At 72.2% G+C, this 24,437-nt stretch carries 23 protein-coding genes and 2 tRNA genes; 11 read left to right on the top strand and 14 right to left on the bottom strand.

The window, feature by feature from the left end:
* The first annotated feature begins 103 nt into the window (after nucleotides 1-103).
* Complete coding sequence (locus tag AB0D67_RS01240; protein WP_362928522.1) at nucleotides 104-1,309, top strand: MFS transporter; 1,206 nt, start codon at nucleotides 104-106, stop codon at nucleotides 1,307-1,309.
* A 106-nt stretch (nucleotides 1,310-1,415) separates the two neighbouring features.
* Here the strand turns inward: AB0D67_RS01240 and AB0D67_RS01235 are convergent, their stop codons facing one another.
* Nucleotides 1,416-2,111: an NAD(P)-binding domain-containing protein gene (locus tag AB0D67_RS01235; RefSeq protein ID WP_362928520.1), complete on the bottom strand. Its 696-nt coding sequence runs from the start codon at nucleotides 2,109-2,111 to the stop codon at nucleotides 1,416-1,418.
* Between the two features lie 410 nt (nucleotides 2,112-2,521).
* Between AB0D67_RS01235 and AB0D67_RS01230 the strand changes: the two genes are divergently transcribed.
* Both AB0D67_RS01230 and AB0D67_RS01225 read left to right on the top strand, forming a co-directional pair.
* Nucleotides 2,522-3,013, top strand: a complete 492-nt coding sequence (locus AB0D67_RS01230) for a DUF1992 domain-containing protein (RefSeq protein WP_362928518.1) — start codon at nucleotides 2,522-2,524, stop codon at nucleotides 3,011-3,013.
* Nucleotides 3,014-3,239: 226 nt separating this feature from the next.
* Entirely contained in the window at nucleotides 3,240-4,274 is a 1,035-nt protein-coding gene (locus AB0D67_RS01225; RefSeq protein ID WP_362928516.1) for a hypothetical protein, read from the top strand.
* A 220-nt stretch (nucleotides 4,275-4,494) separates the two neighbouring features.
* Here AB0D67_RS01225 and AB0D67_RS01220 read toward each other — a convergent pair whose 3' ends face one another.
* Nucleotides 4,495-7,452: a S8 family serine peptidase gene (locus AB0D67_RS01220; protein WP_362928514.1), complete on the bottom strand. Its 2,958-nt coding sequence runs from the start codon at nucleotides 7,450-7,452 to the stop codon at nucleotides 4,495-4,497.
* A gap of 152 nt (nucleotides 7,453-7,604) precedes the next feature.
* On the opposite strand from AB0D67_RS01220, the gene AB0D67_RS01215 reads away from it, so the two are divergent.
* Nucleotides 7,605-8,603, top strand: coding sequence for a helix-turn-helix domain-containing protein (locus AB0D67_RS01215; RefSeq protein WP_362928512.1), 999 nt, complete (start codon nucleotides 7,605-7,607; stop codon nucleotides 8,601-8,603).
* A 359-nt stretch (nucleotides 8,604-8,962) separates the two neighbouring features.
* Here the strand turns inward: AB0D67_RS01215 and AB0D67_RS01210 are convergent, their stop codons facing one another.
* The 3 genes from AB0D67_RS01210 to AB0D67_RS01200 all read right to left on the bottom strand — a co-directional run bounded on the left by AB0D67_RS01210 (nucleotide 8,963) and on the right by AB0D67_RS01200 (nucleotide 10,352).
* The gene (locus AB0D67_RS01210) at nucleotides 8,963-9,439 is read right to left on the bottom strand and encodes a GNAT family N-acetyltransferase (RefSeq protein WP_362928754.1); all 477 of its coding nucleotides are present in this window, start codon (nucleotides 9,437-9,439) and stop codon (nucleotides 8,963-8,965) included.
* A 98-nt stretch (nucleotides 9,440-9,537) separates the two neighbouring features.
* A complete protein-coding gene (locus AB0D67_RS01205) occupies nucleotides 9,538-9,894 on the bottom strand; it encodes a hypothetical protein (RefSeq protein ID WP_362928510.1) in 357 nt (118 codons plus the stop codon).
* Nucleotides 9,891-10,352 carry a hypothetical protein gene (locus AB0D67_RS01200; protein ID WP_362928508.1) on the bottom strand — a complete coding sequence of 154 codons (462 nt, stop codon included), beginning with the start codon at nucleotides 10,350-10,352 and terminating at the stop codon, nucleotides 9,891-9,893. Before AB0D67_RS01200 ends, AB0D67_RS01205 begins: the two co-directional genes overlap by 4 nt.
* A gap of 183 nt (nucleotides 10,353-10,535) precedes the next feature.
* Here AB0D67_RS01200 and AB0D67_RS01195 point away from each other — a divergent pair, with 183 nt between their 5' ends.
* On the top strand, nucleotides 10,536-10,778 hold the full coding sequence (locus tag AB0D67_RS01195) for a WHG domain-containing protein (protein ID WP_362928506.1): 243 nt from the start codon (nucleotides 10,536-10,538) through the stop codon (nucleotides 10,776-10,778).
* Nucleotides 10,779-10,939: 161 nt separating this feature from the next.
* Here AB0D67_RS01195 and AB0D67_RS01190 read toward each other — a convergent pair.
* A tRNA-Ile gene (locus AB0D67_RS01190) sits at nucleotides 10,940-11,013 on the bottom strand.
* A 225-nt stretch (nucleotides 11,014-11,238) separates the two neighbouring features.
* Between AB0D67_RS01190 and galK the strand changes: the two genes are divergently transcribed.
* The 4 genes from galK (at nucleotide 11,239) to AB0D67_RS01170 (ending at nucleotide 13,917) form a co-directional block, all read left to right on the top strand.
* The gene (gene galK, locus AB0D67_RS01185; protein ID WP_362928504.1) at nucleotides 11,239-12,366 is read left to right on the top strand and encodes a galactokinase; all 1,128 of its coding nucleotides are present in this window, start codon (nucleotides 11,239-11,241) and stop codon (nucleotides 12,364-12,366) included.
* A gap of 23 nt (nucleotides 12,367-12,389) precedes the next feature.
* A complete protein-coding gene (locus tag AB0D67_RS01180; protein ID WP_362928502.1) occupies nucleotides 12,390-12,635 on the top strand; it encodes a hypothetical protein in 246 nt (81 codons plus the stop codon).
* Entirely contained in the window at nucleotides 12,632-13,075 is a 444-nt protein-coding gene (locus AB0D67_RS01175; RefSeq protein ID WP_362928500.1) for an SRPBCC family protein, read from the top strand. Before AB0D67_RS01180 ends, AB0D67_RS01175 begins: the two co-directional genes overlap by 4 nt.
* Nucleotides 13,076-13,416: 341 nt before the next feature.
* Nucleotides 13,417-13,917 (top strand): DUF402 domain-containing protein, encoded by a 501-nt coding sequence (locus AB0D67_RS01170; RefSeq protein WP_362928498.1) that lies wholly within the window; start codon nucleotides 13,417-13,419, stop codon nucleotides 13,915-13,917.
* Here the strand turns inward: AB0D67_RS01170 and AB0D67_RS01165 are convergent.
* The 3 genes from AB0D67_RS01165 to AB0D67_RS01155 all read right to left on the bottom strand — a co-directional run bounded on the left by AB0D67_RS01165 (nucleotide 13,912) and on the right by AB0D67_RS01155 (nucleotide 15,843).
* Nucleotides 13,912-14,712: an enoyl-CoA hydratase-related protein gene (locus AB0D67_RS01165; RefSeq protein WP_362928496.1), complete on the bottom strand. Its 801-nt coding sequence runs from the start codon at nucleotides 14,710-14,712 to the stop codon at nucleotides 13,912-13,914. The genes AB0D67_RS01170 and AB0D67_RS01165 overlap by 6 nt on opposite strands.
* A 167-nt stretch (nucleotides 14,713-14,879) precedes the next feature.
* Nucleotides 14,880-15,503, bottom strand: a complete 624-nt coding sequence (locus AB0D67_RS01160) for an FMN-binding negative transcriptional regulator (RefSeq protein ID WP_362928494.1) — start codon at nucleotides 15,501-15,503, stop codon at nucleotides 14,880-14,882.
* 264 nt (nucleotides 15,504-15,767) lie between these two features.
* Nucleotides 15,768-15,843 (bottom strand) — tRNA-Asn (locus tag AB0D67_RS01155).
* Nucleotides 15,844-16,010: 167 nt separating this feature from the next.
* Here AB0D67_RS01155 and AB0D67_RS01150 point away from each other — a divergent pair.
* Nucleotides 16,011-16,325 (top strand): YtxH domain-containing protein, encoded by a 315-nt coding sequence (locus AB0D67_RS01150; RefSeq protein ID WP_362928492.1) that lies wholly within the window; start codon nucleotides 16,011-16,013, stop codon nucleotides 16,323-16,325.
* Nucleotides 16,326-16,407: 82 nt separating this feature from the next.
* On the opposite strand, the gene AB0D67_RS01145 is transcribed toward AB0D67_RS01150, so the two are convergent.
* The 4 genes from AB0D67_RS01145 to dnaG all read right to left on the bottom strand — a co-directional run bounded on the left by AB0D67_RS01145 (nucleotide 16,408) and on the right by dnaG (nucleotide 21,636).
* Nucleotides 16,408-16,869 carry a hypothetical protein gene (locus AB0D67_RS01145; RefSeq protein WP_362928490.1) on the bottom strand — a complete coding sequence of 154 codons (462 nt, stop codon included), beginning with the start codon at nucleotides 16,867-16,869 and terminating at the stop codon, nucleotides 16,408-16,410.
* Nucleotides 16,866-18,182, bottom strand: a complete 1,317-nt coding sequence (locus AB0D67_RS01140) for a hypothetical protein (protein WP_362928488.1) — start codon at nucleotides 18,180-18,182, stop codon at nucleotides 16,866-16,868. The genes AB0D67_RS01145 and AB0D67_RS01140 overlap by 4 nt, the downstream gene beginning before the upstream one ends.
* 306 nt (nucleotides 18,183-18,488) lie before the next feature.
* The gene (rpoD, locus tag AB0D67_RS01135; RefSeq protein ID WP_362928752.1) at nucleotides 18,489-19,625 is read right to left on the bottom strand and encodes an RNA polymerase sigma factor RpoD; all 1,137 of its coding nucleotides are present in this window, start codon (nucleotides 19,623-19,625) and stop codon (nucleotides 18,489-18,491) included.
* Between the two features lie 151 nt (nucleotides 19,626-19,776).
* Nucleotides 19,777-21,636 carry a DNA primase gene (gene dnaG / locus AB0D67_RS01130; RefSeq protein WP_362928486.1) on the bottom strand — a complete coding sequence of 620 codons (1,860 nt, stop codon included), beginning with the start codon at nucleotides 21,634-21,636 and terminating at the stop codon, nucleotides 19,777-19,779.
* A gap of 271 nt (nucleotides 21,637-21,907) precedes the next feature.
* On the opposite strand from dnaG, the gene AB0D67_RS01125 reads away from it, so the two are divergent.
* On the top strand, nucleotides 21,908-22,822 hold the full coding sequence (locus tag AB0D67_RS01125) for a peptidoglycan DD-metalloendopeptidase family protein (protein ID WP_362928750.1): 915 nt from the start codon (nucleotides 21,908-21,910) through the stop codon (nucleotides 22,820-22,822).
* A 126-nt stretch (nucleotides 22,823-22,948) separates the two neighbouring features.
* On the opposite strand, the gene AB0D67_RS01120 is transcribed toward AB0D67_RS01125, so the two are convergent.
* Nucleotides 22,949-24,187, bottom strand: coding sequence for a deoxyguanosinetriphosphate triphosphohydrolase (locus AB0D67_RS01120; protein WP_362928484.1), 1,239 nt, complete (start codon nucleotides 24,185-24,187; stop codon nucleotides 22,949-22,951).
* Nucleotides 24,188-24,437 lie beyond the last annotated feature (250 nt).

The raw sequence follows: 24,437 nt of genomic DNA, 5'->3' as shown, positions 1-24,437 counted from the left end.
CGGCTCGGACCCCGCCCCTCCGAAAATCCCCGGAGCCCCCACGGCGTCTCCATGCCCGAATTTTGAACCGATCAATCCAAAACCGATGTCCCCAAGGAGCGCCGTGCACCGCGCCGTACACATAATGGCCCTCGGGATCTTCGCCATGGTGACCAGCGAGTTCGCCGTCGCCGGCCTCATGCCGCAGATCGCCGACGGGCTGGGTGTCACCGTCCCGCAGGTCGGCTATCTCGTCACCGCCTTCGCGGCGGCCATGGCCGTGGGCGGCCCTTTCCTGACCGTGGCGCTGCTTCGGGTGAATCCGAGGACCGCGCTGACGGCGCTGTTCGCCGTCTTCCTGGCGGGCAACGTGCTGGCCGCCGTCGCCCCGGGCTACGGGGTCATGACGGTGGCGCGGGTGATCACCGGAGCCGCCTCCCAGGCGTTCTTCGGGATCTCGGTCTCGCTGTGCATGCGACTGGCGCGCCCCGAGGCACGGGGCCGGGCCGTCGCGGCGGCCATGAACGGCCTGATGCTCGGCACGCTGCTCGGGCTGCCGCTGTCCACCCTGATCGGCGAGTGGCTGGGCTGGCGCGCCGCCTTCTGGGCCGTCGGCGTCCTGACCGTGATCGCCGCCCTGGCCACGCTCGCCGGGGTGCCGCGCCTGGAGCGCGACGGCGACGGCGGGAACCTCCGGAGCGAACTGGCCCTCTTCCGCGCCCCGCGTCTGTGGCTGACGCTGTCCACCAGCACGTTCGTCATCGGCGCGACGTTCGCGGCCTTCACCTACTTCACCCCGGTCCTCACCGGCGTCACCGGCTTCGCCGCCGGGACCGTCCCGGTGCTGCTCGTCGCCTACGGCGCCGCCACCGTGATCGGGAACGTCGTCGTCGGACGCCTCGCCGACCGGCACACCCTCGCAGTCCTGCTCTGCGGCCTGGTCCTGAACCTCGCCTTCCTCACCGGCTTCGCGCTGCTGGCCCACCTTCCGGTCCCCGCCGTGACGTTCATGCTGGGGATCGGCCTGGCGGGGGTCACCCTCAACGCGGCGATGACCGCCCGCGTCCAGCGGGCCGGGAACGCCGGGCCCCTGGTCAACACCGTCCACACCTCCTTCATCACCCTCGGCGTCATCATCGGATCCTCGGCCGGCGGACTGGGCATCGACGCGTTCGGCCTGCGCGCCCCGCTGTGGCTCGGCGCGGCCCTGGCCGCGGCCGGGATCTTCACCCTCGTGCCCGACGTCCTCCGCCGCCGCCGGACACCCGCGGACGCGCCGCGCGACGGCACCCGGGCCGATGACGACCTACTCACGGAAGCCGCGAGTTGAGAACGGCTTCGGGAACGCCTGGCCGTATGAAGCCCGGTCCGATCTGATCCGGCCCGGCCCGGAACACCAGGCGGAGGTGTCCGGGCCAGGGTCCAGGCAGGGTCGGTCAGGCCGGGGCGACGAAGGTGCCCGGGCTGCCATCGGTGGCCCGCCATTCCGGGCCGCGCTCGGGCCTCGCCTGGGCCAGCGCCTCGCGGACTCCCCCGGCGTCCCTGTCCGTGGCGTAGACGGGCGTGCCGGGCTGCTGGCGCCAGGAGTCGTCCAGGCCACCGGCGTCGACCGGGTCGAATCCGAGCTGGTCGATCAGGTCCATGACGACCCTTTTCGCGGCCTCGTCGTCGCCGGCCACCGGCAGGGCCACACGGCCCGGCGCGCCGGCGGGACGGCCGTGCTCGGCGAGGTGCCGGGCGTAGATGTTGTTGAACGCCTTGATCACCGGACGGCCGAGGCGCCTTTCCACCCAGCGGCTCTCCGGCAGGCCGGACTCGATCTCCTCGATGCGGCCGTCACGCTGCTGGGGGTAGTAGTTGCCGGTGTCGACGACGACCACGTCGTGCGGCACCCCGTCGAAGAGACCCGGAGGCAGCTCGGGCACCCGGCACTCCGGGATCGTGACCACGACGAGGTCGGCCCCGCGTGGCGCCTCCTCGACGGTCACCGCCTTCGCCCCGGTCTCCGAGGCCAGGTCGGCGAGGGTGTGCGGGCCGCGCGAGTTGGCCACCGTCACCTCGTGGCCGAGGTCCGTCAGCCGCCGGGTGAGGGCGCCGCCGATGTTTCCGGCGCCGATGATGCCGATCCTCATGGTCGCTCCAGGGATTGTCCGGTGAATACGGCGTGGCCGTCCGCTCCGGGCCCCGGGATGAGCGGGCCTGCGCGGCCCCGGAAGGGCCGTGGAGGCGGGCGCCACCGGAAAACCGATCGTACGCGAAATCGCCGCAGTCGCGGGTTCCACGCCACGTAAAGGAATTCCCCTCCGGACTTCTGAGCCATTCACGGGAATTTGAGACACGGCGGCGCGGACCGGAATTCCGGAATACGGAACACCCGAGAGTCCGGCGCTCGCGGAGCCGCGCCCGCGCGCCACATGGACGGCCACGTCCATGTGGCGCGCCGCCCGCCGAAGCCGTCGGCGCCGTCCACCCGCGCCCCTGCCGGCCGGCGATGGGTGGCTATGCTCGGGAACACCACTGTCCGGCGTGCTGGAGGCGGGCGATGACGGAACGCAGGCCACTCGGTGTCGGCTTCGAGACGTGGGTCGACCGGCAGATCCGCGAGGCCGCGGAGCGCGGCGCGTTCGACGGCCTGCCGGGCGCGGGCAAGCCGCTGCCCGGCGAGGGCGAGCCGTACGAGGAGATGTGGTGGATCAGGCAGAAGCTCCGCTCCGAGGGCCTGTCGATGCCGCTGCCCGGCACGCTCGCCCTGCGCAGGAAGGCCGAGGAGGCGCGGGCCGCGGCCGCTGAGGCACGGTCGGAGGACGAGGTCCGCCGGATCATCGAGGAGATCAACGAGGAGATCGTCGAGGGGAACCGCAAGGCCCTCTCCGGTCCCCCGCTGAACCTGATGCCCTTCGACGTCGAGGAGGCCGTACGCGACTGGCGCGACCGCCACCCCGTCCGGGAGGAGCCCTCCGAGCCCCCGCCCGCACCCGCGCGGCGCGGACGGGGACCGTTCGGCCTGTTCGGTCTGTTCCGCCGGGGAGGGTGACCCGGGCTTCGGCCGGCGGACGCGGCACCGGCCCCCGGGGGACGCGGTGCGCCCGGGGCGTCACCGTCTCCCCCGCGGCGAAGGGCGCGCCCCGGCTCTCCGGGGCGCCGGCGCCCTCCCAGCACCGCGGATTTCTTGGAAACCGCCATTGTCGAACGAGAAAAGCGACCGGCCATTCCTTCCCCTCTACGGTTGACACCGACCGCGTCAATCGCAGGAGGAATCCATGAATATGAAACGGCTGGTCCGTTCGATCGCGGGAACCGTACTTCTGCTCGTTTCCGGTGTGGTGGCGCCGGGCGCCGTCTCGGCCTCCGCGGGCGCCGCGTGCACCTGGACGCGATCCGCCCTGCCCGTGCCGGCGGGCACCGGGCAGTCCGAGGTCACCGCGACGAACCACCAGGGTGGTTTCTCGGGCCGCGCCATACTCGCCGACGGCTACTGGCACGGCGTCTCATGGCGGAACGGGCTGTTCACCGACCACGGCACCAAGATAGGCAACGAGCCGCTCCTGAGGCTGCCGGACGAGAACCGGTCGGGCACGACACTGGCCTGGGCCGCCATAGCCGTCCCGCCGTACTACGGTCCCAGTTACGCGGTCCTCCTGAAGGACGGTCAGGCGGAGAAACTCGTCCGCCCGGACGGAACCGGATTCGTCACCCCGCTCGCCATCGACGAGAAAGGCGATGTCACCGGCAAGAACATGGTCCGGATCGACAACCGGTTCGAGTACCGCCTGCTGCGCTGGCCCGCGGACCGTCCCGGCCAGGTGATCGAGACCGTCCTGCCCGGCGGATACCAGCCCGAGGACGCCGACGAGGACGGCACGGTGCTGCTGCGCGGCCCGGACGGCCCGGCGCTGTGGCGGAACGGCGCGATCACCCCTCTGGCGAAGGTGCCGGGGGCGTCCGCCACGTCCGCCACCAGGATCTCCAACGGCCGCGTGATCGGCCGGGCCGGCTACGCCTCGCCCTCCCGCGGCCAGGGCGTGCTGTGGGACACCGACGGGGTGCCGCGCCTGCTGCCGAACAGCTCCGACACCCGGGCCCTCAACCGTGACGGCCTGATCACCGGCCCCACCGACGAGGCCACCGGAGGCGGCGAGGGCATCTGGCGCCTCGACCGGTTCGTCCACGCCGTCCCGAAGTCGCCCACGTACAGCATGTCGCTCACGGTCGCCTCGGACGACGGTTCGGTGGCCGGGAGCACGTACAACGGGCACGACGGCACGGGCGAGTCGTTCGTCCTGCGCTGCGTATGACCGGCCACGGCGTCCGGACCTCCCGCACCGGGAGTGTCCGGCCGCCCACCGGCGGAACGCGACCGGGCGGTGACACCGGTGGGCCGCGCGGAGCATGAGGATCAACGCGGCGAACCGGTGACGTGGTCGCGGAAGCGGGCGGCCGGGTGACCGGGTAAGCCGACGGGCCCCCGCCCGCCGGGCAGGCGAGGGGGGCCGAGGGCCGGGCGGCGGAACCGTGTCAGTTGATCGTGACGATCGTTCCTGCTCCGTTGGGGTACTCGACGTAGCCGGTGTTCGTCCGCGGCGTCGCCTGCGTCCAGGAGACCGTCAGCGGGATCGGCGTGCCGACGGTCGCCTTCGGCTTGCCCGGCGTCAGGGTGAGCGTGCCTCGCGCGTGGTCGGCGGTCACGAGGTTGATCTGGGTGAGGAAGTCCGTGGACGTGGTCCCGGGCAGGTCGCCGAGGGTGAGCACGACCAGGGTGTGCCTGCCGGGGCGCGGGTGGGGCAGCACGACGCGATGGTCGCCGTCCGGGCTGGACACCCACGACTCGAACTCGAGCGTGCCGTTCTTCTCGTAGAAGATGACGCCGCCGACCTGGGCCTCGGGGTTCGCCGCCCGGATCTTGAACGAGACGGCCTTGGCGCCGTCGGGAACCATGACCGGGATCTCGCGGCCCAGCACCTCGCTCTCGCTGACGGTGCCCGGCACCTCGTCCGCCGACACGGGACCGTACGGGGTGACCGGGAACTTCTTCACCCCGGGCGTCACCTCGAAGCGCACCGAACCGTCGGTTCCGGCGCCCTTCACCTCGACGGGCGCCCGCGCGCTCAGCGGGGTGGCGACGACCGCGCTGCGCACGGTCGTGCCCGCGCCGGTCCACGTGAGCCGCCCGGCGACGGTGCCCGTGATGTCCGACGGGACCGTCTCCATGGAGACGGTGAACTCCTTGGTCTCGCCCGCCTTCTTGAAGACCAGCGTGGACGGCTTGACCTTGGTCTTGAAACCGGGCAGTTCGATCGCCGAGTGGTAGACGCCCGGGGTGACGGCGGTGACCCTGCGGGTGACCGTCCGGGAGCCGAAGAGGGTGCCGACGGAGATCGTCGGGTAGTTCAGGTCGGGCCCGGCCAGCGGCTTGACGCCGGTCCCGGTGCCGACGCCCAGGCCCTCCAGGTAGCCGTACCAGTCCTCGGCGCCCGCGTCGTAGATCAGGCCCGGCGTGAGCATGCGGGCCGGGTCGACGTGCCCGGCGCCCTGGGCGAACACGTCCGGGGTCTTGGTGTCGTAGGCGGTGGTCATCATGGCCGACTTGATCGCCATCGGCGACAGGAGTGGGTACTCGCCGAGGTAGAGGGCGGCCAGGCCGGCGATGTGCGGGGCGGCCATCGAGGTGCCGGAGTAGAAATCGAAGTCCTTGCCGCCGTTGCCGGGGGGCGCCACGGCGGCAAGGATCGCCGAGCCCGGCGCGGTGATGTCCGGCTTGAGCAGGTCGCCGTTGTTGGTGAGCGAGGGGCCGCGAGAGGAGAAACTCGTGACCTGTGGGTACGGCGCGCCGCCGGAGGCGGCCGGGACGAACGTGACCGTCGCGCCCGCGGTGGCCGCGTAGCCCTCGACCCTGCCCGAGTCGGGGGCGTTGACGTGCACGGTCGGCACGGAGTGCAGGTCGACGTCGGTGTCCTGGTCGGTCGGGTTGCCCAGCACCATGCCGACACCGCCGGCCCGCTTGACCTCGTCCGACTTGTCCACGCGGAGCGTGGTCCCACGCCGGCAGTAGACGATCTTCCCGGCGGTCTTGGCGGGGTCGAGCGAACCGGCCGCGCAGACCTGCGCGTCGGCCTCGGCGGCCGTGTCCGTCTTCACCGACGCGGCCGTGACCAGCGGCTTGGGACCGAGCGGGGCGAGGACCGTGGTGCTCACGCCATCGGCGACCGTGCCGTCGCCGAGCCGGACCTCGGCCTGCCAGGGCGCGATCGTGCCGGCCGCGACCGTCGTCGTCCACGGCATCGTGTTGTCCACCGTGGACGGGTCGGGACCGGAGTTGCCCCCCGCCGTCGCGACGAAGACGCCGGCCTCGGCGGCGGCCAGGAAGGCGCGCTGGACCGGGTCGTCGGCCGCCGACTCGAACATGCCGCCGACCGAGTAGTTGATCACATCGACACCGTCGGCGACCGCCTGGTCGACGGCCGCCACGAGGTCGGAGGTGTAGCCGCCCGTGACTCCGCCGTCCTTGCCCTGCCAGAGGGCCTTGTAGACGGCGACGGCCGCACCGGGGGCGACGCCGGAGATCGTGCCGTAGTCGGCGCCGTTCGCCGTGGCCCGGACGGCGTGGTCGCCCGCCGCGGTGCCGGCGGTGTGCGAGCCGTGGCCCTGGGCGTCCCTCGGGGAGACGTAGTCGGCGCGCTTGTCCGGCGGATTGCCCTTCAACCACTGCTCACCGAAGTACCGGGCGCTGATGACCTTCTGGTTGCACAGGTTCGCGGCGAACTCCTCGCCGGTCTGGCACAGGCCGATGAAGGTGGCGCCGTCGGCCTTCTTCATGACCGTGACCCCGTCCTTCAGGTAGGGCCGGTACGGGTCGGTTCTCGTGGGCGGCTCCGTGCTGAGGGCCGGGGCGGCGAAGGAGGGGTTCTCCGGCCAGATGCCGGTGTCGATGACACCGACGACGACGCCCTTCCCCGCCTTGCCGACGCCGCCGAGCTTCGCCCATAGGCCGGCGTCGCCCGTCAGGCCGAGGAAATCGGCGGAGTTGCGGTCGTCCAGGGCCTTGCGCAGAGTGTCGGGGACGACGGACAGCACGCCCTGGGTGGTGTGCAGCCGCAGTGCCTGGGCTGGGGTCAGCTCGGCGGTGAAGCTGTTGGAGGCGACCGCGTGGTGGCCGGTGGCGGCCGCGCCGACGCCGCGGGCCACCTTGTTCTGCCGGTCGACCAGACGGTCGCGGTAGCGCCTGGCGTGGGAACTGGTGGTGTCGACCTTCCTGCCCTTGCCGCCCCTGGTGGGGGCGATGCCCTCCGTGCCGCCGTCGTAGGTGGCCAGCGGTGGTTCGGCCAGGGTGACGATGTACGAAGTGGGGGCGACCGCGGAGGCGGCCCCGGGAGGTGCCGACGCCGCAGCGGGCCGGGCGATGGCCGGGGTGATGACGGTGACCGCCAGCGCGGCGGCCAGCGCCGGCACACGACGGACGCGGGGGTTGCGGAACATTGCGCCTCTGAGGGGGAAAGAGACTGGTCACCCGTCCGGGGAGATCACCGGAGGGCCGCTACGGAGTCAAGCGTCCGGCGTGGATCCCTGTCGAGATATAGTGCTGACATTTTCGGCCGCATGACCAAAAACGACATTTCGGCAGGTGCTTCGTGGGCGATCGGTCCGTGCTCGGCGCCGTGGGCGTCACGGACTCCGACGAACGGGTGTACCGGTTGCTGCTGCGCCGGCCTGGCCGGCGGACGGGGGAGATGGCCGCCGAACTCGGCGTCGGCCCGGCCCGGGTGCGTTCCGCGCTGGCTCGCCTGGCCGACGCGGGGCTGCTGCGCCGCGGTGGACCCGGCCGGTACGAGGCGGTGCCCCCGGAGGCGGCGATCGAGTGGCTGGTGGATCGGCGACGGCTGGAGACCGAGGCGCGGCTCGCCGCGGTAAGGACGGTCGTCTCGGACTTCTCCCAGCTCTACCACTCGGGCCGGATGGAGGCCGGTCCAGCCGGGGTCGTGGAGGTCCTGGTGGGAGAGGAGGCCGTCAAGCGGGTCGTCACCGAGGTGCAGCGGACGGTCGGCACCGAACTGCTCGGCTTCGACCGCCCGCCCTACGTGGGCCGCCCCGACGACACGTCGGACACCAACGAGTCGGAGTTGAAGGACACCCGGAGCCTGCTGGCGCGTGGCGTGGACATACGCGTGGTCTACTGCGCCGACTCCCTGTACCGCCCGGGACGCCTGGAGACCCTGGTACGGCTGGCCGAGGAGGGCGAGCGCTCCCGCTTCGTCGAGCGCCTGCCGTTCAAGCTGCGCATCGCCGACCGCAGAGTCGGTCTGTTCCCACTGGTGGACGGGGTCTACGACAACATCGCGCTGCTTCACCCCTCCCGGCTGCTCGACGCGCTCGTCGAGCTGTTCGAGGTCTACTGGGAACGCGGCAGGCCGCTGACGGGCGTACCGCCGACGGTGGACGAGCGGCCGCCAGATGAGGACCTGCTCGTGCTGCGGTTGCTGAACACCGGTCTCAAGGACGAGGCCATCGGCCGGCATCTGGGCGTCAGCCCGCGGACGGCCACCCGCAAGATCGCCGCCGTGGTCGAACGGCTCGGCGTGACGACCCGCTTCCAGGCCGGCGCGGCGGCCGCCGCCCGCGGCTGGCTCTGACGAACCCGGCGGGGGTGAACCCCGCCGGGGGCCGGCCCGGCCTCCGGCTGCCTGCGCGGCAGGCCGGTGACGCGGTCGCGGAGGCGGGTGGCGGCGGCGCCTCGGGGCAGGGGGCCGGGCGGGTCGCATAGGCACGATCGCCACGCCCGGTCCGGCGGCGACAAGGTCCTCGATGGCGGCCAGGTCCTGGCTCTCGAACGAGATCGCCGGCGTGACCCCCGCGCCCCGCCCGCCCGGCGGAGTGTCCACCGGTCAGGCCGCCTCGCCCTACCTGTTCACGTACCACCTGGGCTCGTCGGTCTTCGGCAGCCTCGCCGGCCCCGTACGGTCACCGGTCACCGGTCACCGGGAACAGGCCCCTACGTGCCGAGGTCCGCCTGGAGCGAGACGTGCACGGGGGTGAACCCGCGCGCCCGGTAGAAACGGACGGCGTCGGAGTTGGTCGCGTAGGCGGACACGACGGCCTGGTTCGCGCCCCGCTCCCCGGCCCACGCGAGGAACCGTTCGACGAGCCGGGCCCCCACGCCGCGCCCCCGATGCTCCTCGTCCACCCGCATGCTGAGCAGCTCGGCCACGACGGCGTCCGGGCGGAGTTCGTCCCGGCCCCGCATCCGGGCGGTGAGATGACCGACCACCGGCCCCTCGGGCGAACCGGACCGGGCCAGCAGCGCCAGGTTCCCCTCGCCCGTCACCATCCCCCGGTAGTAGTCGTCCCCGTCCCGGGCCGGCCAGTCCACGTCCATGAACGGATCCCGCCTACCGCCGTCCTCCCGGAAGAGCGCGGCGGCCGAGGCGACGAGCGCGGGAACGTCCTCGACCCGCGCCGTCGTGATCATGATCTCCACGCCACCGACGGTAACAATCATGATTAATCATGTAAATGGCGACCTTGGAAGGCCATGCGGGTCCAGAGTGGTAAGTCCTGCGAGCGGCTTCAGGCGTCGGTGTCCTTAGGATGCCGGGGTGAGGCATAGACGAGATGAACGGTCCTCCGGGGCTCGTCGACGAGGTAGCGCACCCGCCCTCCCGCGGTGACCTCGTACTCCCATTGCGGATACTCGCGGCCGCCCAGCGTCCCGGAGGCGAGACGACCGCGCAGCCGGTGCTGACGGTCCGGGTCCTTCTGCGACAACGGATCCGTACGCAGCGCCTCGAAACACCGCCGGGTGTTGCCCGGCGCCTCACCGCACAGATCGATCCAGCCCTTGGCCGCCTCTCCGGTGGCGAAACGCAGATGCCACTCGTCACCGACCGACGGCGGCGCTACCGCGTCACCGCGCTTGGGGCTCACGGTGTGGTCACCTCACCATGGTCCTCATCCGGCAGTGGACGGGTGAGCTGCGCGGTCAGCGCCGGGTCAGCCAGGATACGGGCGGTGGCGCGCCACTCGACGATGACTCGGTGCAAGGTGGCGTGGACGTCCAGATCGACCGCGTCGCGCGTGGCATCGACGAGTTCCTGCGCGAACTCGCGCCTCTCATCCGCGGACAGGTGCCGTCCCCAGGGAAAGACCACGGGCAGGGCGTGCAAGATGACGCGGACACCCTCATCGCTGGACAGCAGGGCGGCGATCATGCGGGCTGCGACATCCGCCGTCTCCTCGCGCTGGCGGTCGTGCTGAGCCGTGGAGATGAACAGATCCTCCCCGTCACGGCGTTTGACGTGGACCCGATGGAACTGATCGATGGTCTCGGCGACCTGCTTGGAATGCTTCGACAGGTCAGAGAACGGAACGGTCGGCACAGCCATACCACACCATACTTCGGAACACATTCCGAAGTAAAGCGAGGGCCGCCGAACGGCGCGTCCAGGGCGGCCACGGCCTGCCGCATCGACTCGGGCATCGGGCTGCCCGTGCCGCCGGTGTTCACCTCGTGACCCTGGCCGGCGGGGGCGGGCAGGACGTGCGCCCGTTCCAGTTCGGTCAGGCGGGTGAGCGCCCAGGAGCCGGCCGAGCGCACCACCGCCGCGGTGCAGCGGTGCATCGATGCCGGAATCGCCCCGGCCGACGATGCCGCCGCGGTCTCACTGGATCTGAGGGCGGCGGTGCACGGAGCCGTGTCGATGCGGGTCAATCAGCCCGACCTGCCATGGCCACCGCTGGCGGAGCAGGTCGATCGTTTCCTCGCCAAGCTCGTCGGCCTCGCACCCGCACTCGGCGGCCCACCGGAATGATCGCCTTGCGGGCGAGGAGCGCCTCGGCCGGGGACACCCGGTGAGTCGAGGATCCGGCGCCGCCTCACCCACTGATCATTCGGTCAGGAGCCGCAAGGGATCCTCCGGACAAGTCCTGGCTGGACGCAGGCAGGGCGGACTTCTCCGTGGACCGCGAGAGGTAGGGCGGGCGGGACTCGAACCCGCGACCCAGGGATTATGAGTCCCCTGCTCTAACCGGCTGAGCTACCGCCCCTCGCGCGCGTACCGTACTGCGGCATTCAACCAAAGGTCGGGCCCGTTCGCACATCCGGCGAGCGGGTCGCGTTCAAGCTGTGATCTTCACGGGCCTTCGAGCGGGCTCCAAGGAGCTTCGAGCGGCTTCAGGCGGCTTCGAACGCCTTCGCGCCGCCTTCGGAGGCCGATGGGGCGTCCCGGACTCGCTACCCTACGGAGGGACCCTGTTGAGGAGTGTTTGACCATGCGCGTTGTTGATGCTTTTCGTGAGTCCTTCGGTGCGGAGCCGCAGGGGGTGTGGCACGCTCCGGGGCGGGTCAACCTGATCGGCGAGCACACCGACTACAACGACGGGCTCGTCCTGCCGTTCGCGGTGCCGTGGGGGATCACCGCGGCGGTCTCGCCGCGTGAGGACGACGTCGTACGGCTGCGCTCGCTCCAGGCGGCCGAGCCGGGGACCGTCGAGACCGTCGAGGACCTGGGGCGGGCCGCGGGATGGGCCCGCTACGCCGTCGGGGTTTTCTGGGCGCTGCGCGAGGCGGGGCACCCGGTGCGGGGCGCCGACCTGGTGATCGACGGGGACGTCCCGCAGGGGGCGGGGCTGTCGTCCAGCGCGGCGCTGGAGGTGGCCGTCGGCACCGCCCTCAACGACCTGTACGGCCTGGGCATGACGAAGATGGAGGTCGCCCGGGTCGCGCAGCGGGCCGAGAACGACTTCGTGGGCATGCCCTGCGGGATCATGGACCAGGCCGCCTCCGCGCTCGCCGAGGAGGGCAGGGCGCTCTTCCTCGACTGCCGGAGTCTGGGGAGCAGGAACGTCCCGTTCGACCTCTCCGCGCACGGCATGCGGTTGCTGATCATCAACACCGGGGTCCGCCACGAGCTGGCCGACGGCCAGTACGCCCGGCGCCGGCGCGACTGCGAGAGCGCCGCCGGGCACCTGGGCGTGGCCGCGCTGCGCGACGTGACCGACCTGGCGGCCGCCCTCGGGCGGCTCAGCGGCGACGAGCGCAGGCGCACCCAGCACGTGGTGACCGAGAACCACCGGGTGGAGGCGGTGATCGGGCTGCTGCGGGCCGGGGCGGTCCAGGAGATCGGCGCCCTGCTGAACGCCTCCCACCTGTCGCTGCGCGACCAGTTCGAGGTGTCCTGCCCGGAACTGGACGTGGCCGTGGAGGCGGCGATCCGCGGCGGGGCGCGCGGGGCGCGGATGACCGGCGGCGGGTTCGGCGGGTCGGCCATCGCGCTGGTCGCCGAGGACCGGGTGCAGGCCGTACAGGACTCGGTGATCCTCGCCTACGCCGAGCGCGGCTGGGCCCGTCCGGAGATCTACCCCGCCGTCCCGGCCGCCGGAGCGCGTCGTCTCCAGTGATCCATCTATGTTACCTTGGTAACATGGTAACAGTTGAGCGGGTCCAGACCGGGCTGCGCGTCGAGAAGAACGTGCTGAAGGTCCTCAAGGGCCTCGCGGAATACCTGGACGTCTCCCTCGGAGACCTCGTCGAGGGCATCGTCCTGCACTCCTTCGAGGGCAGGGCGCCCTTCTCCGAGGAGACCATGGCGAAGATCGAGCAGCTCCGAGCCGTCTACGGGCTGACCCTGACCTCCGCCGACGCTCACCGGCTGGAGGAGGGGCGATGAGACTCACCGGCACGCTCACCGTCCCCCTCCCGCCGAGCCGGGCGTTCCGCCTGTTCACCGCGCGCGGCGAGCAGGACTGGGTGGAGGGCTGGAAACCCCGCTTCCCGGTGCCCGTCGAGGACGACACCGTGCCCGGCACCGTCTTCGAGACCGACGCCGACGGCGTGACGACCACCTGGGTCGTCACCGCCCGCGAGGAGCACTCCCGCATCTCCTACGCCCGCGTCACCCCGGGCCACCGCGCCGGGACCGTGACGGTCGCCCTGGCCCGCGACGGGGACGGGGACGGGGACGGGGACGGCAGCGAGGTGACGGTCACCTACGACCTCACCCCGTTCGACGACGAGGCCGCCCGGGAGCTCGCGGAGTTCGCCCGCGGCTACACCGCCTTCCTCCGCTCCTGGCAGGACGACATCGAAGCCTTCCTGCGAGCCGTCTGACGGCCCGCCGGCCGCGCCTCACCACGCGGCGCCACCACCGAGCTCCGCCGTACGGCCACCGTGTCCGGCCCGTACGGCGGCCCGCGGGGTACCTCCCGCCGCGCCTTCACGCCGTCCGCAGCCGGCCGCGCGGCGTCCCGCGGGAACCCCGGACGCCGTACGGCCCGCGAACTCGCACCCGCCGGCCGTACGGCGTCCACCACCGCCCGGGCCACGGGGGCACGGACGGAACGTCCCGGGAGGGATCCCGGACGGCGGGGCGAGGGCGCCGACCGGCCGGGAGCCGCGCCCCGGCCGGAAACGGGAGGCACGGACGGCCGCCCGCCCCATAGGGTCGGGGAATGCCCTCCGAGATCGTGAACGTGGTCTACCGCAAGTACGACGACTCCCTGCACTGGCACCACCCGGCCGTGCTCCTCGGCGAGGACGAGCACGGCGTCTGGACCGGCTGCCCCACCGGCACCGTCGCCCGCCGGGGCTCCGAGACTCCCATCACCTGGCACCACGCGTTCGTGATGCTCTTCCCCCGCGACGCCTGGTGGACGGCCTGCTTCAACGCCGAGCCGTACAAGGCGGAGATCTACTGCGACATCTCGACCGTGCCGGAGTGGCGCGACGGCGAGGTGACCATGGTCGACCTCGACCTCGACGTGCTGCGCATGCGCGACGGCCGGATCATCCTGGACGACGAGGACGAGTTCGAGGAGCACCAGGTCCGCTACGCCTACCCGCCCGAGGTCATCGGCAACGCCCGCGCCTCGGCGGACCTGCTGCTGGAGGCCGTCACCGCCCGCACCGCCCCCTTCGGCCCCGCGCCCCACTGGCTCTCCCTGGTGTCATGAGGGGTGTCCTGAGGGCGGGAGCGGCGGGAAGGCGGGCGGGCGGCGCTCCAGGAAGGCCGCCACACCCTCGGTGACGTCGGGGCGGCCGAACGACTCGGCCATCAGCCGGACCGCGTCGGCCTCGGCCTCCTCCAGGCTCCGGTTCCAGTCGCCCCGGATCTGGCGCTTCATCACGGCCATCGACGCCGGCGAGCTGTGGAGCGCCAGCTCGCGGGCGTAGGCCGCGGTCTCCGCCATGAGGCCCTCCCCCGGCACCGAGCGGCTGACCAGCCCCATCCCGTACGCCTCGGCCCCGGTGAACGTACGGCCGGACAGCAGCAGGTCCATGGCCCGCGCCTGGCCGGCCAGCCGGGGCAGGATCCAGGACAGGCCGTACTCGGCGATCAGGCCGCGCCGGGCGAAGGCGGTGGTCCACTTCGCCTCGTCCGCGGTGAAGACCAGGTCGCAGGCGAGTGCGCAGACCATGCCGAGCCCGGCGCAGGCTCCGTTGACCGCGGCGATGACGGGCTTGCCGAGCGTGGCCGGGAGGGTGACGGAGCGCCGGTCGGGCTCGCCCTCCCAGCGGTGGGAGCCGTCCAGGACCGCGGTGAGGTCCTCGAAGTCCGCGCCCGCGCAGAAGCCCCGGCCCGCGCCGGTCACGACGACCACCCGGACCGCCGGATCCCGCTCCGCCTCGGCGAGCAGGTCGAAGTAGCGGCGCCCCATCGCGTGAGTCCACGCGTTGAGGCGGTCGGGCCGGTTGAACGTCAGCGTCAGCACGCTCCCGTCGATCGACGACAGCACCGGATCCGCCATGTCCCGCCCATCCCCTCCACCGGCCGTCCGCACCGGAACGCCTCCCGGCCCGGGAGACGCCTGCGGGGAACGCCCTCCGGGGAGCGCGCCTCCCGCCGCCGGGCACGGGCCCGGCCAGAACACCGAATCATGTTCTGCTCAGGCCCGCAACACCACCCGCCGGTCGGTCACCGGGGCCGGGCGGCGCGTACGGCGGCGGCGCTCCCGGCGTCGCCCCGCTCCTCCAGCCCGGCGATGACACCGTCGATATCCGGCCCCGGCCGGTTCTGGCTGAGCTTGAACTTCGCCTCGACGCGGCTGATGACCACCTCGACCCCGACGACGGCCCGCAGCTGACCGGCGACGAACGTCGCGGGGGCGTCGTCCACCGACCAGGCCGGATCGTTCCCGGCCTCGTGCAGCTCGGTGAGCCTGCGGACCACCGACTCCGTCCAGACCGGGTCGTCGTGGACGACCAGCCGGCCGTAGACGTGCGCGGTGACGTAGTTCCAGGTCGGCACCACACGCCCGTGCTCGGCCTTCGACGCGTACCACGAGGGCGTGACATAGGCGTCCGGCCCCCGGACGATGACCAGGGCCTCACCCTCGGCGGGCTGCCGCCACTGGTCGTTGTTACGGGCGAGGTGACCGAGCAGCGCCCCGTGCGGACCGGCGTCCGGCTCGTACACGAAGGGCAGGAACGTCGCGAGGAGCCCGGCCGGGGTCACGGTGACCAGGTCCGCCGCACCCGGAGCGGCCAGGAGGTCGCGTACGGCGTCGGCGTCGGGAGCGAAGTGGGCGGGGACGTACATGGTCTTCCTTCCGTTCCGGGCGAGAGGGTCTCCCGGGCGGAGACGCACGTGACAGAACCTACCGCCCGGCCGATCACCCCTCCGGGACGGGCCACCGGCCGCGTGACCGCTCCAGGACGTCGGGGTGGTGGACGAACGCCGGACGCAGCCCCACCTCGTCGCAGCGGCTCCTTCACGTCACCACGCTGGATTTCCGAACCTTGATACCGGAAGAGAGCGCGAGAACGCGGAAGGCCCCGGGAGCGGGGCTCCCGGGGCCTTCGTTGGCTCCCGCGATAGGACTCGAACCTATAACCTGCCGGTTAACAGCCGGCTGCTCTGCCGATTGAGCTACACGGGATCGTTTCTCTGCGCTGGTCGGAGGGAGGTTTTCCCCGCTCCTCTCGGCGCAGGAATAGATTAGCGCACTCTGAGAGTGTGTGTCGCATCGAAGCTCGCGGGTAGGTCGGAGAGGACCGCCCGTCCATGGGTAGGGGGTTCTCGCGAAGCGCGGATGTGGAGGTTGAGATGTATCGACTGATGTTCGGGGCAGGGCTCGCCGTGGGCTACGTCCTGGGAAGCAGGGCCGGACGGCAGCGCTACGAGCAGATCAAGCGCATTGCCGAGCGGGTGGCCGACAACCCCTCCGTACAGGAGGCCGCCGGTCTGGTCGGCGCGCGTGTTTCGAAGGCCACCGACATCGCCAGGACCAAGGTCGGCGACGTGGCCAAGAACAAGCTCCCCTTCCTGCAGTCCGAGAACGGCTCGCAGACCGGTGAGCACGACGAAGCGGGCACCGGCTGGCCGCAGAAGGAGAGCCAGGCCGCGGCCGGACCCTACTGACCCGCGAGGTGCACGAGCACGACGAAGGCCCCTTTCCCGGGGGCCTTCGTCGTGTCCGGAGCAGAAGTCCCCCGGGCCGCCGTCAGACGCCGAAGCTGCGGCGGGCCTCCTCCAGCGCCTGCTCGGCCAGGGCCCGCAGGCCCGGGTCGTCGGGGTCCATGCCACTGTCGAAGACGAACTCCCAGACCGTCCGGTCGTCGTCGGTCTTCCTGGCCACCAGCCGCACTCCCCCGCGCGCGTCCAGCGGGGCGTACCGGCTCACCACGATCGAGGCGGTCACCCGCTCCCGCACCGCCTCCGGGACACGACCGGGCTCGGGCAGCAGCGCCCGGTGCTCCTCGCCCGACGTGGTGACCACCGTCAGGCCCTCCTCGTCCCACAGTCCCCGGTCCACCCGGAACCACGGCAGCCTGGTCCCCCGGATGTAGAGCGCCCGGTCGGTGGCGATGACGTGGCCGTCCGGCCCCTCGGCGTAGGTGAGCACCCGGTCGGGCGGTGTGACGGCCTCGCGGACCTCGGCGGGCATGCGGTTGAAGAGCTTCATACGGCCACGTTATCCGCGAGCAGGTCGAGGGTGAGGGCGGCCGAGGCGGAGAAGTCACGGCTGCCCCGGCCGCTGCCGTCGAAGGGGTCGAAGCACTCGCGGAAGCCCGCCTGCCGTACCAGGCGCAGGGTCCCGGCGGCCAGCAACCGGGCCAGCTCGGTACGGCCGTGCGCGTCGGCCGCCCGCAGCAGCAGCCAGTTGGTGATCACCCAGGACGGTCCCCGCCAGTAGCGGGAGCGGTCGAACTGCGGGGAGCGGATCTCGCAGCTCGGCACCGGGTATCCTGCGGCGCCCATGAACCTGGGCGACTCCAGCACCCCCACCAGCGTGTCCACCCGGTCGGACGGCAGCCCCGGATCGAGCAGGGGGCCGAAGGAGCCGACCGAGCAGACCGGGCTGAGCCGTCCGGACCGCAGGTCGCGGGCATGGAAGAGGCCGTCGAACCAGAGGCGTTCCAGCAGCGCCGCGCGGATCCGCTCCGCCGCCTCCCGCTGCGGCGCGGGGTCGGCCCCCGCCACCGGCGCCAGTTCGGCGAGCGCCTCACAGGAGGCCAGCCAGATCCCGTTGAACATCGGATCCTCGACCGCGAAGGGGTGGTCGTGCAGGTATGCGGGGTCGTAGCCGGAGTCGCGGTAGCGGGAGGCCAGCCAGACGTAGCGGTCGTGGTGGCCGGTCTGCGGCTCGCCGTGGGGCTCACCGCGCGGCTCCCGGTCCCGGTAGGCGGGGTGCAGGGGCGGCAGCGCGTCCAGCGGGGCGTCCCAGACGGGGCTGTCGTCCATCCCCGACTCCCAGGGGTGCACGATCGCCGCCAGCCCTCCCCCGCCGAGGTCCCGGGTGGCGGCGAGGTGGTCGTGCTGCGCGACGAGCATCGGGTGGACCCGGCGGACCAGCGCCGCGGCCTCGTCGCGGTCCGTCGCGTGCCGCCACACCCGCCACAGGGCCAGGGCCTGCGACGGCGGCTGGGTCAGTCCGGAGGTGGGCACCCGGCGCGGGGAGGCGGGGTGGTCCCGTGACCGCCAGAAGGCGGGGCCGGGGAAGTACGTCTCGGCGTGGGAGGCGTGGGAGGGGTGGAAGACGATGTGCGGCACCATGCCGGTGCGCCACTGGCCCTCCATCAGGCCGAGCAGCTCCGCGCCGGCCCGGCGGGTGTCCCAGCGGGCCAGGCCCGCGGCGACGAAGGCCGTGTCCCAGTTCCACTGGTGCGGGTAGAGGCCGGGTGCGGGCACGGTGCAGGAGCCCGTCCGGTTCGCACCGAGCACGGACCACGCCTCACGCCCGAGCGCGCCGTTGTCCAACGCGGGCCGCGCTTCCATTCGCCCAGTCTGCTCCCGCATCGACGAGGAGAACAAGGTTCGGATCGGCTACCGACCCGTTGCTCCGCCGCCGGCGGGCCGGGCCGCACGGGGCCGCCCGAAGCCGCGCCGGGAGCCCCCGGGACCGCGCCGGGACGCCCGGGGCCGCACGGGCCGCCCGGGGCCGCGCCGGACGCCCGGGGCCGCGCCGGGACGCCCTGGAAACGGCTGCGGGAACGCCCTGGGAAGGGCCGCGGGAACGGCGAAGGCCCCGGGGAGCTGAGATCGCTCCCGGGGCCTTCGCCGTACGGATGTCCCGCCGGACGCTCAGTCGAGGTAGTCGCGGAGCATCTGGGCGCGGGTCGGATGGCGGAGCTTGGCCAGGGTCTTGGACTCGATCTGGCGGATCCGCTCCCGCGTCACGCCGAACTCCCGGCCGACCTCCTCCAGTGTGCGGGGGTGGCCGTCGGCCAGGCCGAAGCGCAACTGGATGATGCGCTGCTCACGTTCGGACAACGTCGCGAGGATGTCGTCGAGCTGGTCCTGCAGCATGATGAAGGCGGCCGCCTCCATCGGCACGACGGCGTCGGCGTCCTCGATGAAGTCTCCGAGGTCGGAGTCCTCCTCTCCGATCGGCGACTGCAGTGAGACGGGTTCCTGCGCGATGCGCTGGATCTCGATCACCCGCTCGATCGGGAGGTCCATCTCCAGCGCGATCTCCTCGGGCGCGGGCTCGCGGCCGAGGTCCTGGTGGAGCTGGCGCTGGACCCGGACGAGCTTGTTGATCGTCTCGACCATGTGCACCGGAATACGAATGGTGCGCGCCTGGTCGGCGATCGCCCGTGTGATCGCCTGGCGAATCCACCACGTGGCGTACGTGGAGAACTTGTAACCCTTGGTGTAGTCGAATTTCTCGACCGCCCGGATGAGTCCGAGGTTGCCCTCCTGGATAAGGTCCAGGAACAGCATCCCGCGGCCGACATATCTTTTGGCTATCGAGACGACGAGCCGCAGATTCGCCTCGATGAGGCGCTGCTTGGCACGGTTGCCCTCCCAGACGAGCTCCCGGAACTCCGGGAAGGCCAGACGCGAGGCGGCACTGGTCAGCTTGTCCTCGGCGAACAACCCGGCCTCGATCGACTTGGCGAGCTCCACCTCCTCCTCGGCGGTGAGAAGCGGCACCCGGCCGATCTCCCGCAGGTAGATGCGGACGAGATCGCTGGTCGGCGCGCGTTTGCCGACGTCCTCCTCATCCGGGCGGCTCGGCTCCTCGTCGCCCTGGGGCTCGAGGACCTCCACTCCCTGTTCGGCGAGCATGCGCACGACGCGTTCGAGCGCGTCGGACGGCAGCTCGGATCTGTCGAGAGCGGCGGCCACGTCCTCGACCGTGACGCTTCCGCGCTCTCTTCCCTTTGCGACGAGGTCGGCCACCTGGTCTACCGCTGGCGGCCCGCTTGGCAGCACCGATGCACCCACGGGAGACAGTCTGCTGTATTAGGCAGTCAAAATGGCAGACCCATTTTTGTAACCGAAGGTAAGGCCGCGATCATTATCGAATCGAGACCTCATTAGGGTTTGACCTAATGACGGCATGGAAATCAAAGACCATTACGCTTCAGCTTCCCGCGGCGCGGTCCCGCAGCACGCGCCGCTGCTGCTCCATCGCGACCAGCTCGCCGAACAGACGGTTGTACTCCTGCTGCTCCTCGACCGGGTTGGTCCGCTCCATCCGCGACTTCAGCCGCTCGATCTCCCGGGACACCGAGATGAGCTCCAGGGCGGCCAGCATGGCCGAGGCGTAGCGCTCCTCGATCCCCACGCCGGCGCGCAGCTCCTCCACGGCGAAGCGGGTCACCGTACCGCGCAGGTCGTCGGGCGCCCCGGCGAGCAGGCGGTCGACCCACTCCCGGCCGCCCGGTCCGGCGGCGGCCGCGCCCCCGGCGCCGACGATGAGCTTGTGCAGGGCGGCGTGCTCGGGCAGCGTGAACGCCTCCGTGCCGACCGCGTCGAACCCGGGCCCGAGCAGCGCGGGACGCTGTACGGCCAGCTTCAGGATCTCCGCCTCGGTCCGCACGGCCGGATCGGTGAGGTCGGCGACCTTCCTCGGCCCGGCGGGCCGCTGGGCTCGCTGCTGCTGCCGGTCGGCGGAGACGGAGATCTCGGCGATGCGGTCCATGACGAACCGCTCGTTGTTGAAGCCCAGCCACCGGTCGAGGTCGACGGCGTACAGCTGGCGCAGGGCACGGTCCTTGATGCCGGCCACGATCGGCGCGGCGGCGTCCAGGGCGGACAGCCGGCCCTCGTTGGTCGTCACGTCGTAGCGGGAGATCACGCTGCGGATCGCGAACGCGAACAGCGGCTCGCGGGAGGCGATCAGCTCGCGCACCGCGGCCTCGCCGTGCCCGGTGCGCAGGTCGCACGGGTCGAGGCCGTCGGGCTGCACGGCCACGAAGGTCTGGGTGACGAACTTCTGCTCGTCGGCGAAGGCCCGCAGCGCCGCCTTCTGGCCGGCCGCGTCGCCGTCGAAGGTGAAGATCACCTCACCGTGGGAGCCCGCCTGGTCGAGCAGCAGCCGCCGCAGCACCTTGATGTGCTCGGCGCCGAACGCGGTGCCGCAGGTCGCCACCGCCGTCGGCACGCCCGACAGATGGCAGGCCATCACGTCGGTGTAGCCCTCGACGATCACCGCCTGGGACCGCCGGGAGATCTCCCGCTTGGCGAGGTCGACGCCGTACAGGACCTCGCTCTTCTTGTAGAGGGGGCTCTCGGGGGTGTTGAGGTATTTCGGGCCGTCCTCGGCGTCGTTGAGCTTGCGCGCGCCGAAGCCGATGACGTCGCCGGTGATGTCGCGGATCGGCCAGATGAGCCGTCCGCGGAACCGGTCGATCGGGCCCCGGCGCCCCTCTTTGGCCAGCCCTCCCTTGACCAGCTCGGCGGCGGTGAACCCGCGGGACATCAGGTGCCGGGTGAGCGCCTCCCACTCGGCGGGGGCGTATCCCACGCCGAAGTGCTCGGCGTCGGCCCGCTCGAACCCGCGCTCCGACAGGAACCTGCGCCCGGCCGCCGCCTCGGGGGCGGCCAGCTTGGAGGCGTAGAACTCCGCCGCCGCCCGGTGTGCCTCGATCAGCCGGCTGCGCTCGCCCTGCTCCCGGCCGGGGACGTATCCCCCCTGCTCGTAGCGGAGCTGGATGCCCGCGCGGTTCGCCAGCCGTTCGACGGCCTCGGCGAACGACAGGTGCTCCAGCCGCCGGACGAAGGTGATGGCGTCGCCGCCCTCGCCGCAGCCGAAGCAGTACCAGTAGCCGCGGGCGGGCGTGACGTTGAACGACGGGCTCTTCTCGTCATGGAAGGGGCACAGCCCCTTCAGGTTGCCGCCACCCGCGTTGCGGAGCTGGATGTGCTCGCCCACGATGTCGGCGATCGGGGAGCGCTCACGCACGAGCGCGATGTCGTCGTCACTGATCCGGCCTGCCACGCCGCGAGTCTAGTCGGGCGCCCCGACAGGTCGGCGTCCCCGAGGGCGTCCCCGTGGCGTCTCCACGGCGTCCCCGAGGGCGTCTCCATGGCGTCTCCGCGACGGAGCCGCGGCGGGGCCGTGATGGGACCGCGACGGGACCCCGGTGGGATCACGGCAGGGCCGCGAGGGAGCCGCGAGGGGGCCGACTTTCCCGAATCGGTCATGACGGGCAATGAGGTCGGTTACAAATGTAAGGGCTGTTTCTCGATAGGTTACGCGGGTGGAGATCATGCGATCGGGGCACAAAGCACGACTGGCCGCCGTGACCGGCGCGGTGCTCGTCACCGGGGCCTGCGGCTCGGCCGGCGGGGTGACGAGCGTCAGCGCGCGGCCCGCCGCCCTTTCCCAGGCGGTCGCCGCGACGGCGACGGCCACCCCGGAGAGCCCTGGGACCCCGGCCGCCACGGCGACCGGGAGCCCGGCGCCGGCGGCCACGGGGACGCCCGTCCCCCGGGTGCCGCCGCAGACGGTGCGGCGTCCCAAGGCCGACGAGCCGGTGCAGGTGCCGCCGCCCAGGCTCTCGAACTTCACCTACTCCTTCCCCGTCCAGGGATGCCGGGTGACCTACCAGAGCCAGCTCCTCGTACTGCCCAAGACCACCGTCTGGGCCGCCAAGGGCTGCTCGTTCGTCTCCCCGGTGAACGGCGTGGTCGACGAGGTCAACGTCAAGAACCGGTGGTCGGCCTCCACCGACCGGGGCGCCGACCGCGAGGGCCGCTTCGTGACCGTCATCGGCGACGACGGCGTGCGCTACCTCGGCGGCCACCTGGAGCGGGTCGCCCCGGGGATCGTCCCCGGCCGGCGGGTGACCGCCGGCCAGATCCTCGGCCAGGTCGGCAACTCGGGCAACGCCCGTTCCACGGCCAGCAACCTCTACTTCGCGATCTCGTGGAAGACCGACCCCTCGCTCTGGTGGGTACGGCGCGGCATGGTCAACCCGTGGAACTACCTGGACGCCTGGCTGAACGGCAACCGCACCCTGTCCCCGCGTGACGAGATGACGGCCGTCAGGAACCGGACCGGCGCGACGCCCAGGTGCGCGACCCTGTGCGCCTCGAAGCCGAAGCCGAAGTCCAAGCCCACCGAGCGCCCGCCGCGGCCCGACGACAAGCACATCACGGTGGGCACGCTCAGCGGCGGCTGACCTCCGTACGGCCCGGCCGTCCCGCCCCGTGCGACCGGCCGGCCGTGCGACCCCGTGCGGCCCTGTGCGACCGGCCGTGCGGGGTGAGCGGGCGGCGTGGCCGGGTGAGGCCGCGGTCCGCGCCGGTCAGCGGGCCCCGTCCTCCAGGCGCCGGTGCCAGGTGACGGCCGCGGTGTCCGACAGCGAGGCGACCTGGTCGACGACCACCCGCAGCCGCCCGGCGTCGTCGGCCGCCTTGACGAAGGCCGCCCGCAGCGCGGGTTCCAGCGTCTCCGGGGCGCCCCGCATGATCAGGTCGGCCAGCCCGCGGATGAGCTCGCGCTGCCTGGCCTGGTTGGCGTGGTGGACGTCGCGGGTCATCACATAGTGGGCGGTGAGCCCCTTCAGCACCGCGCACTCCAGCCGGGTGACCCTCGGCACGATGAGGGCGGCCTCGTGGCGGCCCGCGGCCGGGCCGTACGCCTCGCGGGTGGCGACCTGCGCGGACCGGCACAGGTGACCGATGAGCTCGCTGGTCAGGGCCTTGAGCGCGGCGAGGTCGCCGAGGGAGCCGTCGAAGTGACGGGGCCAGATCGGCCGGGCCACCAGGCGGGCGAAGACGTGCTCCAGCTCGCCGGGGTCGGCGTCCGGGGCGTACCAGGAGGCGGTGGTCACGCACACCTCGCGGCGCTCGGCGGGGTCGCGCAGGGCCGCGAGCACGACGTCCCCGGCGTGCAGGGCGTCCTCCAGGTCGTGCACGGAGTAGGCGACGTCGTCGGCCCAGTCCATGATCTGGGCCTCGAAGCTGACCCGCCGCTCGGGGGCGCCTTCCCTGATCCAGGTGAAGACGGGCAGGTCCTCGTCGTAGGCGCAGTACTTGGGGCTCGTCCGGCGCGTCCAGGGATACTTGATCGTGGCGTCCAGGGAGGCCCGGGTGAGGTTGAGCCCGGCGCTGCGGCCGTCCTCGGTGAGGACCTTGGCCTCCAGCCGGGTCAGCAGGCGCAGGCTCTGCGCGTTGCCCTCGAACCCCCCGCACGGGGCGGCGATCTCGTCGAGCGCGGCCTCCCCGTTGTGCCCGAACGGGGGGTGGCCGAGGTCGTGGGCCAGGCAGGCGGTCTCCATGAGGTCGGGGTCGCGGCCGAGCGCCTGCCCCATCTCCCGGCCGATCTGCGCGCACTCCAGCGAGTGGGTCAGCCGGGTGCGGGGGATGTGCTGCCCGCTGCCGAGGGTCTCGCCCGGCCCGACCACCTGTGTCTTGGCGGCCAGCCGTCGCAGGCCCGCGCTGTGCAGCACCCGCGCCCGATCGCGCTCGAACGGCCCTCGCTCCGGGTTGCCGGGGGGTTCCGGCACCCATCTGGCCTGGTCATGTTCCTCGTAACCGTGCATAAGTGCAGTGATTTTATCCGGCGTCCGCCAATCCATTCCGAACTATGGGAAAACCTCGGATGCCGCGCCGGCGGCGGCCCGGCGGGCGGGGCCCCGCGTCGCGCGGGACCCGCCTGCCGGACCTCCCCGGCGCCGGATCTCCCGGCCCGGCCGCCCCTTCCGGTCCGCGGTTCCGCCCGGTCCGCGGTTCTCCGGTCCGCGGTTCTCCGGTCCGCGGTTCTCCGGTCCGCGGTTCTCCGGTCCGCGGTTC

It is taken from the genome of Streptosporangium sp. NPDC048047, from assembly GCF_040653115.1.
In the GTDB taxonomy this organism is placed as follows: domain Bacteria; phylum Actinomycetota; class Actinomycetes; order Streptosporangiales; family Streptosporangiaceae; genus Streptosporangium.
Note: the sequence above shows the minus strand (reverse complement) of the source record. Positions and strands in the feature narration are given on the sequence as shown.